Below are 15,949 nucleotides of genomic sequence, written 5' to 3' on the forward strand. Positions count from 1 at the left end.
GCCGTCCGGCTCTTGACACCTCCAGGGTTTCTGACGGACAGTCAGAAACCCTGGAGGTGCGGGCACTCCGCGCCGTCCGCGCCCCGAAGGGGAGGCCGTCGACGTGCACCTCGCGCCCACCGCACGCCAGCAGGAACTGCGCACCGAACTCCGCGCCTATTTCCGTGAGTTGATGCCGGACGGGCCGCCCGGAAGGGCCGCCGCGCAGCGGGCCGTGCTGCGGCGGATCGGCGCGGACGGCATGCTGGGCCTCGGCTGGCCCCGGGAGTACGGCGGGCAGGGCCGCGGCCCCGACGAGCAGTTCGTCTTCTTCGACGAGGCGTACCGGGCGGGCGCACCCGTCTCGATGGTCACGCTCAACACCGTCGGCCCGACCCTGATGGCGTACGGCACCGAGCGGCAGCAGGCGTACTTCCTGCCGCGCATCCTCAGCGGGGAGACCGTCTTCGCGATCGGCTACACCGAACCGGAGGCGGGCACCGACCTGGCGTCACTGCGCACCCGCGCGGTCCGCGACGGTGACGGCTGGCGGATCGACGGCTCGAAGATCTTCACCAGCAACGCCCACCAGGCGGACTGGATCTGGCTCGCCTGCCGCACCGACCCGGACGCGCCCAAACACCGCGGCATCTCCCTGCTGCTCGTCCCGACGGACGCGCCCGGCTTCTCCTGGACACCCATCGAGACGGTCGGCGGGCTGACGACCACCGCGACGTACTACGACGGCGTCCGGATCCCGGCGGACAACCTCGTCGGCGCGGAGAACACCGGCTGGCGGCTGATCACCCACCAGCTCAACCACGAACGGGTCGCGCTCGCCGCCATCGGGATGCAGGCGGAGGACGTCTACGAGGCGGCGCTCGCCCACGCCCGGACGCCCGATCCGGCGACCGGGCGGCGGCCCGCGGACCGCCCGTGGGTGCGGTCCCGGCTGGCCGAGGCGTACGCCCGGCTGGCCGCGACCCGGCTGCTGAACTGGCGGCTGGTCGGCGACGTCGGCGCCGGGACGCTCGCGCCGGGCGACGCCGCCGGGGTGAAGTTCGCCGGGACGGAGAGCGCGGTCGAGGTGTACCGGCTGTGCCAGGAGGCGGTGGGCGAGGCGGCGCTGATCCGGGCCGGAGCGCCCGGCGCCTTCGGGGGCGGGGTGCTGGAGCGGATGAACCGGGCGGCGCAGATCAACACGTTCGGCGGCGGGGTGAGCGAGATCCAGCGGGAGCTGGTCGCGACCATGCGGCTGGGGATGCGGAGGGGGCGGCGGTGAGCGGTGGGGACGCGGCGCGGGGCGCGCCGCACGCGGCGGTGACCGGCGACGACGCGCTGTACGCGCGGCTCAAGGCGTTCGAGGGGCGGCCCGCGGCGACCGGCGGACGCGGTAAGGACCCGGTCAACGCGGCGATGATCCGCCACTGGTGCGAGGCGATGGGCGACGCCCACCCCGCGTACCGGGGGCCGGACGCCGTCGCCCCGCCGACGATGCTCCAGGCATGGACGATGGGCGGCCTCTCCGGCCACGAGGGCCGCTCGTCCGCGTACGACGAACTGTCCGCGCTGCTGGACGGCGCCGGGTGCACCGCCGTGGTGGCCACCGACTGCGAGCAGGAGTATCTGCGCCCGCTGCGGCCCGGCGACGAGATCACCTTCGACGCGGTCATCGAGTCGGTGTCGCCGCGGAAGACGACGAAGCTGGGCAGCGGGTACTTCGTCACGACGCGGATGGACGTCCGGGCGGGCGGCGAACTGGCGGGAACGCACCGGTTCCGGATCTTGAAGTACGTGCCGGCCCGTAAGGGAGACCCCGAGCCCGCCGCCGCGCCCCGTAAGGGAGACCCCGAGTCCCCCGCGGCGTCCCGCGAGGGAAACCCGGACGCCGCGCCCGCCCGCCCCCGCCCCGTGATCAACCGCGACAACGCCGGATTCTGGGCGGGTGTGGCCGGGCACCGGCTGCTGATCCAGCGCTGCACCGGCTGCGGGCGGCTGCGGATGCCGTGGTTGCCGGGGTGCGCGCGCTGCGGATCGCCGGAGTGGGACACCGTCGAGGCGGCCGGTGGCGGCACCGTCCACTCGTACGTCGTGATGCACCATCCGCCGTTCCCCGCCTTCGACCCGCCGTACGCGGTCGCGCTGATCGCGCTGGACGAGGGGGTGCGGCTGGTCGCGGGCGTCACCGGTGTGCGGTACGACGAGGTGCGCATCGGGATGCCGGTGCGGCTGGAGTTTCAGCAGGTCAGGGACGCGAAGGGGGCGTGGGAGCTGCCGGTGTTCCGCGCGGAGCCGGGGGCCGCGCGGGCGCCCCGGGAGGAGGGCTGAGATGGACTTCACGCCGACGCGGGAGCAGCGGGCGGCGGCCGGACTCGCCGCGGAGATCTTCGGCGACCGGTCCACGCCCGAGCGGCTGACGGCCCTGGGCACGGACGCCGACACCGCCCTGTGGAAGACGCTGTGCCAGGCCGGACTGCCGGGCTCCGTCACCGAGACCGGGCTGCTCGGGCTGGTCCTGCTGCTGGAGGAGGCCGGACGGACCACCGCACAGGTCCCGCTCGCGGCCACCGCCGTGTACGGCGTCCTCGCGGTGGCCGCGCACGGGGCGCCGGAGCAGCGGGCGCGGCTGCTGCCGGAGCTGACCGACGGCGGGACGGTGGCCACCGGCGCCTTCGGGACGGGCGAGCCACCCGCCGTACGGGCCCGCGCCGGGGCCGGGGCCACCGCCCACCTGACCGGCACCGTGCCCGTCGTCCCCTGGCTGACCTGCGCCGATCTGGTGCTGGTGCCCGACGCCGACCGGGAGCTGTGGCTGCTGCGGACCGACGCGCCGGGCGTCGCCGTCACCCCGGTCGCGACCACCGCGCCCTGGTCCGCCGGGCACCTCGACCTCACCGGAGCCCCCGCCGAACGGCTCGGCGGCGCCCCGGGCCTCGCCGAGGCCGGCCCGTACGCGTCCGTGCTGGCCTGCGCCCGGATCGCGCAGGCCGGGCTCCAGGCGGGTGTCTGCGCGGGCGCCCTCGCGCGGGCCGTGGCGCACACCGCCGAGCGGCAGCAGTTCGGCAAGCCGCTCGACGCCCACCAGGCCGTCCTGCTGCGCGCCGCCGACGCCCATCTGGACACCGAGGCGATCCGGGTCACCGCATACGAGGCGGCCTGGCGGCGGGACACCGGGCGCGCCGCCGCACCGCACGCGCTGACCGCCGCCTGGTGGGCCGCCGAGGCCGGGACCCGTGTGGTGCACGCCGTCCAGCATCTCCACGGCGGCCTCGGCGCCGACGTCGGCCACCCCGTCCACCGGCACTTCCTGTGGGGCCGCCACCTCGCGGCCGACCTCGGCGCGGGCGGTCAACTCCTGGAAGAACTGGGCCAGTTGCTCGTTGAGGACGAGGACGAGGACGAGGAGGCGGCCGCATGAGCGACGAGGCGCGGCGGAAGGCCCCCGCCCCCGGCGACACCCTCCCGCCCCTGCGCATCCCGATCACCCGCACCCTGATCGTCTCCGGGGCGGTCGCCTCCCGCGACTACCAGGACGTCCACCACGACGCCGAGGCCGCCCGCGCGAAGGGCTCGCCGGACATCTTCATGAACATCCTCACCACCAACGGCCTCGTCGGCCGCTACCTCACCGACCACTTCGGCCCCGGCACCGTCCTCCGCAAGGTCGCCATCCGCCTCGGCGCCCCCAACCACCCCGGCGACACCATGGAGTTGACGGGCACGGTCACCGAGGTGGACGGCGCGGCCGTACGGGTCCGGGTGGTCGGTGCGAACGGCCTCGGGCACCACGTCACCGGCACCGTGACCCTCACGGTGCCCCTCACCGGAGGGAGCGCCGCCCCATGAGCGTGCGCCGCGCGGACACCCTGGGCGGCCGGGCCGCCGTCGTCGGCATCGGGGCCACCGAGTTCTCCAAGGACTCCGGCCGCAGTGAGCTGACCCTCGCCGCCGAGGCGGTACGCGCCGCACTCGACGACGCCGGGCTCGCCCCCTCCGACGTCGACGGGCTGGTCACCTTCACCATGGACACCAGCCCCGAGATCGCCGTCGCCCAGGCCACCGGCATCGGCGAACTCTCCTTCTTCTCCCGTGTCCACTACGGCGGCGGCGCCGCCTGCGCCACCGTCCAGCAGGCGGCACTCGCCGTCGCCACCGGCGTCGCCGAGGTCGTCGTCTGCTACCGCGCCTTCAACGAACGCTCCGGCCGCCGCTTCGGCTCCGGCGTCCAGCACCGCGAACCCTCCGCCGAAGGCGCCGCCCTCGGCTGGAACCTCCCGCCCGGCCTCCTCACCCCCGCCTCCTGGGTCGCCATGGCCGCCCAGCGCTACCTCCACACCTACGGGCTGACCCCGGAGGCGTTCGGCCACGTCGCCGTCGTCGGCCGCCGGTACGCGGCGACCAACCCGGCGGCGTACTTCCACGGCCGCCCGATCACCCTCGCCGACCACGCCGCCTCCCGCCCCGTCGTCGAACCGCTGCGCCTGCTCGACTGCTGCCAGGAGACCGACGGCGGCCAGGCGCTCGTCGTCACCACCGCCGAACGCGCCCGGGACCTGCGGCGCCCGCCCGCCCTGATCACCGCGGCGGCCCAGGGCGCCGGCCGCGCCCAGGAGCAGATGACCAGCTACTACCGCGACGACTTCTACCCGTCCGACCTCGCCGGTCTCCCCGAGATGGGCGTCGTGGCCCGTCAGTTGTGGCGCACCTCCGGCCTCGCCCCCGCCGACATCGACGCCGCGATCCTCTACGACCACTTCACCCCGTTCGTGCTGATGCAGCTGGAGGAGTTCGGCTTCTGCGCCCCCGGCGAGGCCCCCGCCTTCGTCGCGGACGGCGCGCTCCCCCTCAACACCCACGGCGGCCAGCTCGGCGAGGCGTACCTCCACGGCATGAACGGCATCGCGGAGGCGGTACGCCAGGTACGCGGGAGTGCGGTGAACCAGGTGGCGGATGTGGCGAAGGTACTGGTCACGGCGGGGACGGGGGTGCCTACGTCGGGGCTGGTGCTGGGGCGGGACGGGGGGTGAGGGACGGTGACTGGACCGTCGCCCCCGACGGCTCCGAGCGCTGGATCAACGCGAAGGACGCGAACGGCAACGTGCTCTTCGAGCGCACCGTTCCGATCACCCAGCTCGACAAGAACGTGTTCACCTACCGGGTCTTCCCGAACGCCGGCGACACCAGCGTGTACTACGACATCGTGCACACCAAGACCAACCACGCCGAGCCCGGCACCGACGGCCGCGGCCCCGGCGCGAACGGTCACCAGGGTGGCAACGGCAAGTACCACTTCAACAACGGCAACGCCCACTGATCGAGATCCGCTGAATCGAGCTGCCCGCCGTCGAACGGAAGGGCAGCGGTTGAAGGACGATTCAGGAGGCGGACGGCTCGATCTCCCCCGCGAAGACGATGAGCTGGTCGATGAGGCTCCGTCGCAGGTGGACGATGTCCGTTCCCGCCAGGCGGGGGCCGCCGTCCGGTGTGGTGAAGACCCATTGGTACCGGGCCCACTCGTGAGGCATGTCCACCGCTGAGCAGCGCACCATCGTGCCGGTCCCCGCCGGGTGGCGCCGGATGTCCAGTACGAACCGCTCGACCGCCGCGATTCCTTCGGCGCGGCCCAACGGCCCCCAGAAGACCACGTCTGAGGTCAGGGCCTGGGAGAGCAGGGAAGCCACATGGCTGTCGTCCGAGGCGTTGAACGCGGAGATGAACGTGTCGATCGCGGAGCGTGCCGTCTCTTCCTCCATGCCCCAGTGATACCAGCCGTCGCGTGTGCGCTCGTCCCGCGAGCGGCCTTCGGAGCACCGTGAACCAGCCCGGTCACACACCCTGGCGGGTGGGGACGCTCGCACGGGCGAGGACGGACAACGTGAACGGGCGGAGCGCGTCGGTACGTTCCCACTCCGCAGGATCGACTGTCTCGCGTTGCCGGGCGTACTCGATCGGCTGGAGCCGGTGCTCAAGCAGGAGGGCGTTCATCTGCTCAATGCTGAGGAACGTTTGCCAGGGCTCGCCCTGCTCGGCTGCCGCTGCCATGACCAGCTCCGCATACGACTGCCCCGCCTCGTCGCGGTGTCCGTCCGGGAGGAGGTGCTCCACGATGAGCTCGGTACCGGGCGCGAAGCCGCTGATGACGGCCAGGGTCTGCCCGATCGCCTCCGAGGTCAGGTACATCGTGACCCCGAGCCAGCTGACCAGCGCGGGCCGGCCCGGGTCGAAGCCGGCCCGCACGAGGTGACCGGTAAGTGAGCGGGCGGACTCCTTCTCGAAGTCGACCGGGACGAAGAAGGCGGACGGCGGCACCGTCGTCCCCTTCTCAGCCAGCAGGCCCTGCTTCCAGCGCTGGGTCGTCGGCTGGTCCACCTCGAACACCCGCACGCGATCGGCCAGTTCCGATCGGTAGGCGAAGGAGTCCAGTCCCGCACCGAGGATCACGTACTGGTCGACGCCCCGGCCGGCCAGCTCGGCCAGTCGGTCCTCGGTGTAGCGGCTGCGCGTAACGGCTGTCGTCCGCGCGCCGGACAGGACCGGGTGCCCACCGTAGGACCGGTGGTAGCCGAGGAGTTCTTCGGCACGCTCACCCAGGAAGGTCTGCGCCAGAGTGTCGGCGAAGATCGAGGGAGTCTCGTCGACAAGGAGGTGTGCCGCGCGCGCTGCGGCCGACATGAGTGCTGTCTGGCTGGGTTGTCCGTTGTTCATCATGAGCCCGGACATTAGCCTGGAATTGTGACATAGTATCACAAAAACAAAACTTTCGAAAGGGCTTCCGAGCTCCGTTTCGGTAACGAATGCGATCAGCGCGCGCAGTCCGGGCAGTTGACCGCCCGCAGCCATTCGTCGAGGCGTCGGAGAGGTGGGGCACGGGTCTGCCTTTCGGTTTGGTGGTGCGGGGGCCGCTCCGGCCATCGGGTCCGACTCAGGCGGGGGCCGGAGCGGCGTTCATGGGGCCAGCAGGGCGCGGAGGGTCGGGTAGCGCACGGCGCGGCAGCGGGTGCAGCGCCGGGACTCGTCCGGCTGCGGCTGCCAGTCGCACCGGTGGGGCGCTGAGGTGGGCTCTGACGAGACCTCTGTCTGAATGCCGGTGTCTTCGTGGGAGTTCGCGGAGCCACTTGTTGTCGCGGCCCTCCCGGATGACGTCGCGTGGACGCATACGGCGGCGTGTGCGGCGGCTTGTGCTTTCCACCAGCGGCCCGCCGCCAACGCGCCCTGTGTGGCGTCCCGTGCGCCGCGCTCGTAGAGGGAACGCCAGGTGGCGCAGCCGTCAGCCATAGCTCCACCCTTGGCGCATGCCCGGGAGCGTGAGGCGGTCGTAGACGTTCAGGGAGGCGGCCATCTGCTGTGCTGCTGCGGCAGGGAACGATCCCTCGATCACCACATGGGCCGTTTCCACGGTGCGGCCTGTGCCCCAGACGGCCACGTCATAGCCGTAGCTGAGCAGCGACGCGCGGAGCATCTGCGCCGACTTCACGCCCGTGCATTCCTGTTCGGATGCAGGTGGGCGCGGTGTCACGGTCCTGATGGCGTAGTGGTGCCGGTCTCGCCACAGCGCGTCGGCGATGCGCTGCACGACCGTCGGCGCGGCGGTACCGAGAGGGATGCCGGGATAGAGCGGAGTCGTGCCGTCGTCCGCCAGGAGCTGGCGTTCCCCGATGCCATCGATGCGCAGGCGGGCCTCATCGGCGGCGAACGCCAGCTTCATCGTTGCGGTTTCGTAGGTGGTACGAGGGGTCACTTCGCCGCCCTCCCTTCGTGCCCGGGGCGGTGGTTGGGGTGTTCCCGGAGGTAGATGCGGGCGTCTGCGGCGGCGGACTGGTCGCGCGTCCTGGACGCGTTGCGCAGCAGTTCGCCCGCGGCGACGCATGCGGGGCAGCCGGAGTGGACCGTCAGGCCGCCGCTGCCGAACGGGTCGTCGGTCCAGACGGAGTTCCCACTCACCTGAGGGGCCTCCCGTCGTGCGCCGCACGGTTTGCGCGCCGGGCATTGTTCGTCTCTTTCAGCTTGTCGCTGAGGTCCTTGGTGCTCCCGGCATCTTTCTTTTCCTTTTTCATCGACTCCTTTTTCATCGACCGGCTGACGGCCCACTCGGATTGCTTTAGCTTGGTGTCCGTCGCCAGCTCGCTTTTGGCGAAGCCCTGCATGATGCGTACCTCCGTAACTGCGTTCCCCTGGTGGGTGGTTAGTGTCTACACCGGCTGAACGCGGGCCCTGGGTCGTACGGAGGGTGAAACTCTTTACGGGGGCCTGTTAAAGCTTTATCCGGGCCTGTTAATGAGGTGATGAGGTTTTGGCCGATACTCCGATGACGCCTGCGCACTACATCGGTGGAGAGTTGATCCGCCGGAGAGAAGAGCGCGGTTGGGCGCAGAAGAACCTGGCGCGGCAGGCGGGCATGTCCCCCAGCCGGGTCGCACAGATCGAACGGGCCCATGTCCCCGGCACGTTGGAGAATTTCCAGAAAATCGACCTTGCGTTCGGTGATCCCGCCCCGGGGTTCTTCGAGAGGTATTGGCGGTTCATGGAGGAGGCGCCACTTATCAGGAACTGGTTCGCTCGGTACGTACAGTTCGAGAAGATCGCCGTTTCGATCAGCGAGTACGCAGCAAGCGTTGTTCCTGGGCTGCTTCAGACCGAGGACTACGCCCGCGCCTTGCTGCACGTGGGCACGCTCACGCCGGATGAAGCCGAGACCGTACTTGCAGGCCGACTGGCGCGACAGGAAGTTCTGACGCGTGCTGAGGACCCGCCCCCGGCCTGGTTCGTGATCGATGAAGCCGTTCTGTCACGGCCGGTAGGGGGGCCTGCTGTGATGGCCGCCCAACTCGGCCACATACTCGACATGGCCGCCCGCCCCAACGTGTTCGTTCAGGTCGTGCCCGTCTCCGTGGGCGCACACCCGGCCCTCGGTGGCCTGCTCGCCGTGCTCGCCCTGCCGGAGGGGCCCAGCGTGGCGTATCTGGAGGGCTCGGCTCTCGGTCACCTGGTGGAAGAATCGGCGCGGGTCGCTCGGTACGGGCTGATCTACGATCGCGTCCAGACGATGGCACTCAGCCCCGAGGAGTCAGCGTCAACCATCCGTCGCGCAATGGAGGGCTACGCATCATGAGCACCAACCCGCAGCACGATTTGGCCGGGGCGGACTGGATAAAGTCGAGCTACAGCAGCCAGGAGGGCGGGTCGTGCGTCGAGGTGGCCCGCAACCTCGTCCCGGCGCTGGGTGTCCTCCCCGTCCGCGACAGCAAGGACCCCAACGGTCCCGCGCTGGCCTTCCCCGTCGCCTCTTGGGCCTCGTTCGTGGAGTTCGCGAAGGGCTCTGACGTCTGACTCGGGTCGATCCCGCCCACACGCGGCGACGCCCGGTGCCGGCTTGCGGCTCCGGGCGTCGGGTTCTTGTGACGTGTGAACCTGCGAGGTGGGCTTCCTTCGGCGGCATTGTCCGCATCAGGTGATGGAGGTCGCCTTCCGGTCTCCCCGACCTTCCGGCCTCTCAGCCCGACCCTTGCGTATTCGAGAAGATCGGTGATCTCTCGCGAGGTCACTGCCCTCTCTTGCGGATGCGCTCCGGTCGAACTCCCTCGCTCGCCCCGCAGGCTGTTATTTATATTACTCAGCACCCTTGCGGGTGAAAAGCCCCTTATGAAGATTTTTTGCCCGATTTGGGGTGAGGTGTGATCCGCCGTGGCCGGTGCGGTACGCGCACCCCTCCAGGGCGGTTGCCGCCCGCCTCCGTCGTCCGACGGAGGCGGATCGTTCCCCGGGGGCACGTCCCCCACCGGACCGGGTGCCGATACTGAGGGCATGTCCCTGGTCAGCCGTGTTGTCGCGGCCCCCCGCGCGCTCGTCGGCACCGCGTGGGGGCGCGTGGTCGTGGAAGGGGCCTTCGCCGCCGTCCTCACCCTTCCGGTGTGCGTGGCGGGGCTGAGCCTGTGGGAGCTGCCGCGGCCGGGGCTCCAGCTCGCCGCGATCCCGGTGGCCGCCGTCCTGTATCCGCTGCGCCGCCGTCATCCCGTACCGGTCCTGCTGCTGTCCGCCGCCGCGACGGGGCTGCTCCCGTTCCTGGGGCCGGTGACCGGCGCGATCGCCTACACCGCCGCCCGCCTGCTGCTTCCCGGCCGCCGGCGTACGGGCCCGTGGCTCTGGGCGGTGGCCCTGCCGCTCGGCGCGGCGGTCGTGGCCGGCGCCGCCTCCTGGACCGGTCCGGCCTCCCTGCCCTACGCCGTCGCCCTCGGGCTGGTGCTCGCGGTGGTCGCGGTGGTGGTGCCCGGGCTGGTCGGCACGGTCTTCGGGCAGGAGGACCGGGTGGTGGCGGCGCTGCGGGAGCGGGCGGACGCGGCCGAGCGGGCGCGGGCCCTCGCCGACAGCGAGGCCCGCATCCGGGAACGGTCCCGGATCGCCTCCGAGATGCACGACCTGGTCGGCCACCGGCTGAGCCTGGCCTCCCTCCACGTCGGCGGGCTGGAACTCGCGCTGGAGAAGTCCGCGCCCGCGCTGCGGCCGGACGCCGCCGTGGTGCGGACGAGTGTCCGGGACGCGCTGCGCGAGCTGCGCCAGGCGCTGGGCGTCCTCGACCCGCTGGGCGTGACCACCCGGGCCGAAGGGGCGCTGACGGAGGACACCGGCACCCGCGCCGACGTCGCGGAACTGGTCGCCGGATCGGCCGCCGGCGGGATCGACGTCCGCCTGGAGTGGACGGGACCGGACCTGACGGCGGCGGGGATGCCGGTCCGGCGCGCGGTGCACCGGCTGGTGCGCGAGGCGCTGACCAACGTGCACCGGTACGCGACGGACGCCGCGGTCACCGTCGCCGTCACCCACGGCGACGGCCTGGTGCGGGTCGTCGTCCACAACACCGCCCCGGCGCCGACCGCGGTCGCCGGGGACGGCGGAACGGGCCGCGGCCTGTCCGCGCTGCGCGAGCGCGTGGAGTTCCTGGGCGGGTCCTTCACCGCCGGGCCGCTCCCCGACGGCGGCTTCCGGCTCACCGCCGGTCTCCCGACGGACCCGGACAGAGCCGCCCCGGCGCCCGGCAGCGCCGACCCGGCGCCCCTGCCCGCGGCCGCCCCGGCGCCCCCGGCCGCGTACCGCCGGGCGATGCGGACCTCGGTGCTCGGCGGGGCGCTGGCCGGACTCACGGCGCTGATCCTGCTGGGGATCGGGTTCGCGTACTCCACCTCGCCCCGGCAGCCGTCGCCCCCGCCGAGGCCCCGGATCGGCATGACCCTGGAGGAGTTCGGCAACACCGGGCGCGGCGACTACGTGGGCGCGCGGGCCGCCGCTGCCGGACGGGAACCCGGCCGCCCGGCCGCGGCGGCCGGCTGCGTCTACACCTTCGGCTCGGTCCCCGCGTCCGCGTCGCCCGGACACCGGCCGACCGGCGCCCCGACCGTGGAGCGCTACTGCTTCGACGGCGGCCGGCGGCTGATCGCCATCGATTCCTTCACCGTTCCGACGGTGCACGACAACGCCCCCTGGGAGAGTCCGTGACCCACGCCGCCGATCCGATCCGCATCCTGCTCGCCGACGACGAGGAGATGATCCGGGCCGCGGTCCGGATGATCCTCGGCCACGCGGACGGCATCGAGGTGGTGGCCGAGGCCGCCGACGGCCGGCAGGCGGTGCGGGAAGCCGCCGCCCACCGCCCCGACCTGGTCCTGCTGGACATCTACATGCCCACCCGCGACGGGCTCGCCGCGATCGTCCCGCTGCTCTCCCTGGACCCGGCTCCCCGGGTGCTGATGCTGACCACCTTCGGCACCGACGACAACGTCCTGACGGCGCTGCGCGCGGGCGCGACCGGCTTCCTCCTCAAGGACGCCGGTCCCGAGGAGCTGATCCGGGCGGTGCGGGCCGCGGCCGCCGGGGACTCCGTGCTGTCCCCGCAGGTCACCGGCGCCGTCGTGGCCCGCATGATCCAGGACTTCAAGCCCGTACCGCCCGAACTCGACGAGCGGATCGCCCGGTTGACCGAACGGGAACGGCAGGTGCTCACACTGATCGGCGAGGGGCTGGCCAACCGGGACATCGCGGGCAGACTCGGCATCACCCTCGGCACCGTCAAGACCCATGTCGAGGCCGTCCTCGGCAAGACGGGCACCCCGGGCCGCGTCCAGGCCGCCCTCCTCGCCCACCGCACCGGCCTGGTGTCCTGACCCGGGCGTCGGCGGCCCCGCTCCGGCGCCCTTTCCTCCGCCGGATGACGGAGCCGACGGCCTCCCCGAGGAGGACCCGGCCGCGGGCCCCCGCGCGCTCCATCTGTCCGACGACGGAGCCGATTTCCCCTCTCGCGAACGATGTCCGCGCAGGTCAGGCGGGATGACGATGGTGCGTGTTCCCGTCCCGCGCCGCATCCGGCGCCCTCGTCCCCCGTCGGAGTGTCATGGCACCGAAGCGCTTCCCCCCGTCCCCGCCCCTCGACGGTGCGCACCGTACGCCCGGCATCGCGGCGTGCACGACGGACCTCACGAAGGTCTACGGCACCGGCGACACCCGGGTGACCGCCCTGGACCGCGTCACCCTCGCCTTCCGGGAAGGGGAGTTCACCGCGATCATGGGCCCGTCCGGCTCCGGCAAGTCCACCCTGATGCACTGCGTCGCCGGGCTGGACTCCGCCACCTCCGGCTCCGTACGGATCGGCGCCACCGAACTGGGCACGCTCACCGACCGGCAGCTCACCGAGGTGCGCCGGGACCGGATCGGCTTCATCTTCCAGGCGTTCAACCTCCTGCCGACCCTGACCGCACGGGAGAACATCACCCTCTCCTCGGACATCGCCGGGCGTCCGGCCGACGCCGCCTGGCTGGACCACGTGGTGGCGACGGTCGGCCTCGCCGACCGCCTCGGCCACCGCCCGGCCCAGCTCTCCGGCGGTCAGCAGCAGCGCGTCGCCATCGCCCGCGCCCTGGTCGCGCGGCCCGCCGTCGTCTTCGCCGACGAGCCCACCGGCAGCCTCGACTCCCGGACCGGCGCCGAGGTCCTCGGCTTCCTCCGCGACTCCGTACGCGCGTGGGACCAGACCGTCGTGATGGTCACCCACGACCCGGTGGCCGCCGGCTACGCCGACCGCGTCGTCTTCCTCGCCGACGGCCGCCCCGTCGACGAGATGAGCGCGCCCACCGCCGACCGGGTGCTCGACCGCATGAAGGCATTCGACGCCGCCGGCCGCACCGCCTGACGTGGCCCGCCCCGCCCCGTAGCCGCCCGCCCCGCGCGCGGCCGGCCCCCGCTCTCCCCTCTCCCACGCCCCGGAAGCCCACCCATGCTGAGAACAGCCCTGCGCAACGTGCTGGCGCACAAGGCCCGTCTGCTGATGAGCGTCCTCGCGGTCTGCCTCGGCACCGCCTTCGTCAGCGGCGCCCTGATCTTCGGCGAGACCGCCGTCGCCGCCCACCGCGCCGCCGCCTCCGAGAACTACGCCGACACCGCCGTCCGCCTCACCCCCGCGCCGCCGCGGCCCGGCGAACCCGCGCCGAAGGGGCGACCGCCGGCGCTCGACGACGCGCTCGCCGCGGAGGTGGCCGGTGTGCCCGGGGTCGCCTCCGTACGGCCCTCGGTGTCCGGCTCCGCCGTGCTGAACGCCGCCGACGGCACCCCGCTGCGCAGCGACGAGGCGGGCGGCAACCGCGCGGACGCCTGGCTGCCCGGACGCGACGGCACGGACCCGCGCTTCCCGCTCGCCGGCGGCCGGGCGCCCCGCAACGCCGGTGAGATCGCCGTGGACAGCTCCACCGCCGCCCGCGGCGGGTTCGCCCTCGGGGACGAGATCACCCTCGCCACCGACGGCCCGGTCCTGACCAAGCGCCTCGTCGGCACCGTCACCACCGAGGACACCCGCATCACCGCCGGCGGTACGCTGACCCTCTTCGACAAGGCCACCGCCCGGAAGCTGTTCGCCCTCCCCGGTGCCTACAGCTCCCTCGACCTGTCGGCCACGCCCGGCGCCGACGGAACCGAGCTGGCCCGGCGCGTCACCGCGCAGCTCCCCGCCGACCGCGTCGAGGTCATGACCGGCGCCGACCTCGCCGAGCAGCAGAACCGGTACGTCGGCACCCGGATCCGCGGCATCGAGAAGATCGCGCTGATCTACGCCGTCGTCGCCCTCTTCATCGGCTCGTTCCTGATCGTCAACACCTTCACCGTGCTCGTCGCCCGCCGCGGCCGGGAGATCGCGCTGCTGCGGGCGATCGGCGCCTCCCGCCGCCAGGTGATCCGCTCCCTGCTGTGCGAAGCCGCCGTCATCGGTCTGGTCTCCTCGGTCCTCGGCCTCCTGCTCGGCATGGGCGTCGCCGCCGCCCTGCCCCACCTCCTGACCGTCGACGGGACGCCCCTGCCCACCGGGCCCCTGGTGATCGGCCCGATGCCGGTCGCCGCCGCCCTCTTCCTGGGCATGGGCGTCACCGTGCTCGCCGCCTGGCTGCCGTCCCGCAAGGCCGCGAGGATCGCCCCGGTCGAGGCGATGCGCACCGCCCAGCAGCCGTCGCCCGCCGCCCGCTCCCGCCTCCGGGCCCTCGCGGGGGCGCTGACCGCCCTCGGCGGCGCCGGGCTGCTGATCTCCCTCTCCGGTGCCCAGGACGCCTCGGACGAGAACCTTCAAAGCGCGTTGTTCGGCGCGTTCCTCCTGGTCATCGGCGTGCTCCTGCTCGCCCCGACGCTGGCGGGACCCGTGATCCGGGCCGTCGGACGGCTCACCGCCCGGCTCGGCGTCACCGGCCGCCTCGCCCGCGAGAACGCCCTGCGCGACCCGCGCCGCACCGCCGCCACCGCCGCCGCCGTGCTCGTCAGCACCGCGCTCACCACCGGCCTCGCCACCATCGGCCACTCCGGCGCCCAGGCCCTCGACCGGCAGGCCGCCGCCGGTCTCACCGCCGATTACCTGATCCGCGCCGACCGGCAGGCCGGCATCGACCCGGCCACCGTCCGCCGGATCGCCGCCACCACGGGCGTTCGGACGGCGAGCGCCGTCGCCGACGCCCGGCTGATCGTCGGCGGCGACGTGTGGAGCGTCACCGGCGTCGATCCCGCCACCGTGCGCTCCGTGCTGAGGCTCGACTTCGTCGCCGGTTCCCTCGACGGCCTGCGGCCGGGCCGTATCGCCGTCTCCGAGACCACCGCCCGCGAGCGCGGCCTGACGGTCGGCAGCCGGGCCACGACCAGCCCCGGACCCGGCACCGACGAGGCGAGGACCTACACCGTCATCGGCGTCTACCGGGACAACCCCACCGCCGCGGACGCCCTCGGCGACCGCGGCGAGATGCAGCGCGCCACCGACCGGCCCGATTCCGTCCAGCGCGTCCTGGTCGCCGCCGACGGCGTCTCCCGGGCCGGCCTCCGCGACGCCACCGGCCACAACCCGCTGCTGACGATCGAGAGCCGCGAGGAATTCGCCCAGGAGGCCGCCGGCGCCATGGGTACCGTGATCTCCCTGATGTACGGCCTGCTCGTCCTCGGCGGTGTCATCTCCGGCCTGGGCATCGCCAACACGCTGGCCCTGTCCGTCGCCGACCGCACCCGGGAGATCGGTGTGCTGCGCGCCCTCGGCATGCACCGCGCGGGCATCCGCGCCGTGATCCGGCTGGAGGCGCTGACCGTCGCCGCCTTCGGCACCCTCCTCGGCCTCGTGAGCGGCGTCTTCGGCGCCTGGGCCGTCAGCGCGCTCGCCAACGGCTCGATCCCGCAGTACTCCTTCGCCCTCCCCTGGGGGACGCTGCTGCCGACCTGCGCGGCCGCGCTCGCGGTCGGCACCCTCGCCGCCGCCCTCCCGGCCCGCCGGGCCGCGCACCTCAGCCCCCTGGAGGCCGCCGCGGCGGCCTGACCCGCGTGGCGCCGCCCCGTGTCCGCGGCGCTCCCCGGCCCCTCCCGGGGGCGGCCGGGGAGCGGGCGTGCGGAAGGCGGTTGACCCCCTGCGGCGGGCGGTTAATCTGTGCGCGGCGCGTCCGGTGGCGGATGCGGTGAGGGGGTGGTCGGGGTGGAT

General features: G+C 73.1%; 17 protein-coding genes. 12 read left to right on the forward strand and 5 right to left on the reverse strand.

The genetic code is table 11. The features are described from left to right. Positions 1 to 103: 103 nt before the first annotated feature. The 6 genes from ACF1BH_RS17110 to ACF1BH_RS17135 are packed head-to-tail and all read left to right on the forward strand — an operon-like array spanning position 104 to position 5,293. Complete coding sequence (locus ACF1BH_RS17110) at positions 104 to 1,261, forward strand: acyl-CoA dehydrogenase family protein (protein WP_391643277.1); 1,158 nt, start codon at positions 104 to 106, stop codon at positions 1,259 to 1,261. Further along, the gene (locus tag ACF1BH_RS17115) at positions 1,258 to 2,307 is read left to right on the forward strand and encodes a bifunctional MaoC family dehydratase N-terminal/OB-fold nucleic acid binding domain-containing protein (RefSeq protein WP_391643278.1); all 1,050 of its coding nucleotides are present in this window, start codon (positions 1,258 to 1,260) and stop codon (positions 2,305 to 2,307) included. The genes ACF1BH_RS17110 and ACF1BH_RS17115 overlap by 4 nt, the downstream gene beginning before the upstream one ends. 1 nt (position 2,308) lies before the next feature. Next, positions 2,309 to 3,397, forward strand: coding sequence for an acyl-CoA dehydrogenase family protein (locus ACF1BH_RS17120; protein WP_391643279.1), 1,089 nt, complete (start codon positions 2,309 to 2,311; stop codon positions 3,395 to 3,397). Beyond that, positions 3,394 to 3,825, forward strand: a complete 432-nt coding sequence (locus tag ACF1BH_RS17125; RefSeq protein ID WP_391643280.1) for a MaoC family dehydratase — start codon at positions 3,394 to 3,396, stop codon at positions 3,823 to 3,825. The genes ACF1BH_RS17120 and ACF1BH_RS17125 overlap by 4 nt, the downstream gene beginning before the upstream one ends. After that, the gene (locus ACF1BH_RS17130; RefSeq protein WP_391643281.1) at positions 3,822 to 5,006 is read left to right on the forward strand and encodes a lipid-transfer protein; all 1,185 of its coding nucleotides are present in this window, start codon (positions 3,822 to 3,824) and stop codon (positions 5,004 to 5,006) included. The genes ACF1BH_RS17125 and ACF1BH_RS17130 overlap by 4 nt, the downstream gene beginning before the upstream one ends. Beyond that, the gene (locus ACF1BH_RS17135) at positions 5,003 to 5,293 is read left to right on the forward strand and encodes a DUF4822 domain-containing protein (protein ID WP_391643282.1); all 291 of its coding nucleotides are present in this window, start codon (positions 5,003 to 5,005) and stop codon (positions 5,291 to 5,293) included. Before ACF1BH_RS17130 ends, ACF1BH_RS17135 begins: the two co-directional genes overlap by 4 nt. Before the next feature lie 61 nt (positions 5,294 to 5,354). Here the strand turns inward: ACF1BH_RS17135 and ACF1BH_RS17140 are convergent, their stop codons facing one another. The 5 genes from ACF1BH_RS17140 to ACF1BH_RS17160 all read right to left on the reverse strand — a co-directional run bounded on the left by ACF1BH_RS17140 (position 5,355) and on the right by ACF1BH_RS17160 (position 8,123). Beyond that, a complete protein-coding gene (locus tag ACF1BH_RS17140; RefSeq protein ID WP_391643283.1) occupies positions 5,355 to 5,732 on the reverse strand; it encodes a nuclear transport factor 2 family protein in 378 nt (125 codons plus the stop codon). A gap of 73 nt (positions 5,733 to 5,805) precedes the next feature. After that, complete coding sequence (locus tag ACF1BH_RS17145; protein ID WP_391643284.1) at positions 5,806 to 6,651, reverse strand: class I SAM-dependent methyltransferase; 846 nt, start codon at positions 6,649 to 6,651, stop codon at positions 5,806 to 5,808. A 595-nt stretch (positions 6,652 to 7,246) separates the two neighbouring features. Continuing rightward, positions 7,247 to 7,684: a hypothetical protein gene (locus ACF1BH_RS17150; RefSeq protein WP_391643285.1), complete on the reverse strand. Its 438-nt coding sequence runs from the start codon at positions 7,682 to 7,684 to the stop codon at positions 7,247 to 7,249. A 29-nt stretch (positions 7,685 to 7,713) separates the two neighbouring features. After that, positions 7,714 to 7,920, reverse strand: a complete 207-nt coding sequence (locus tag ACF1BH_RS17155; protein ID WP_391643286.1) for a hypothetical protein — start codon at positions 7,918 to 7,920, stop codon at positions 7,714 to 7,716. After that, positions 7,917 to 8,123, reverse strand: coding sequence for a hypothetical protein (locus ACF1BH_RS17160; protein WP_391643287.1), 207 nt, complete (start codon positions 8,121 to 8,123; stop codon positions 7,917 to 7,919). Before ACF1BH_RS17160 ends, ACF1BH_RS17155 begins: the two co-directional genes overlap by 4 nt. Positions 8,124 to 8,269: 146 nt before the next feature. On the opposite strand from ACF1BH_RS17160, the gene ACF1BH_RS17165 reads away from it, so the two are divergent. The 6 genes from ACF1BH_RS17165 (at position 8,270) to ACF1BH_RS17190 (ending at position 15,790) form a co-directional block, all read left to right on the forward strand. Continuing rightward, the gene (locus ACF1BH_RS17165; RefSeq protein WP_391643288.1) at positions 8,270 to 9,088 is read left to right on the forward strand and encodes a helix-turn-helix transcriptional regulator; all 819 of its coding nucleotides are present in this window, start codon (positions 8,270 to 8,272) and stop codon (positions 9,086 to 9,088) included. Beyond that, the gene (locus ACF1BH_RS17170) at positions 9,085 to 9,306 is read left to right on the forward strand and encodes a DUF397 domain-containing protein (protein WP_391643289.1); all 222 of its coding nucleotides are present in this window, start codon (positions 9,085 to 9,087) and stop codon (positions 9,304 to 9,306) included. The genes ACF1BH_RS17165 and ACF1BH_RS17170 overlap by 4 nt, the downstream gene beginning before the upstream one ends. Positions 9,307 to 9,780: 474 nt before the next feature. Continuing rightward, positions 9,781 to 11,466 carry a sensor histidine kinase gene (locus ACF1BH_RS17175; protein ID WP_391643290.1) on the forward strand — a complete coding sequence of 562 codons (1,686 nt, stop codon included), beginning with the start codon at positions 9,781 to 9,783 and terminating at the stop codon, positions 11,464 to 11,466. 47 nt (positions 11,467 to 11,513) lie between these two features. After that, on the forward strand, positions 11,514 to 12,131 hold the full coding sequence (locus ACF1BH_RS17180; RefSeq protein ID WP_391643370.1) for a response regulator: 618 nt from the start codon (positions 11,514 to 11,516) through the stop codon (positions 12,129 to 12,131). A gap of 227 nt (positions 12,132 to 12,358) precedes the next feature. Then, positions 12,359 to 13,153, forward strand: coding sequence for an ABC transporter ATP-binding protein (locus ACF1BH_RS17185; protein WP_391643291.1), 795 nt, complete (start codon positions 12,359 to 12,361; stop codon positions 13,151 to 13,153). Positions 13,154 to 13,237: 84 nt separating this feature from the next. After that, positions 13,238 to 15,790, forward strand: coding sequence for an ABC transporter permease (locus ACF1BH_RS17190; RefSeq protein ID WP_391643292.1), 2,553 nt, complete (start codon positions 13,238 to 13,240; stop codon positions 15,788 to 15,790). Positions 15,791 to 15,949 lie beyond the last annotated feature (159 nt).

The organism is Streptomyces sp. NPDC014733 (genome assembly GCF_043083385.1).
Lineage (GTDB): Bacteria > Actinomycetota > Actinomycetes > Streptomycetales > Streptomycetaceae > Streptomyces.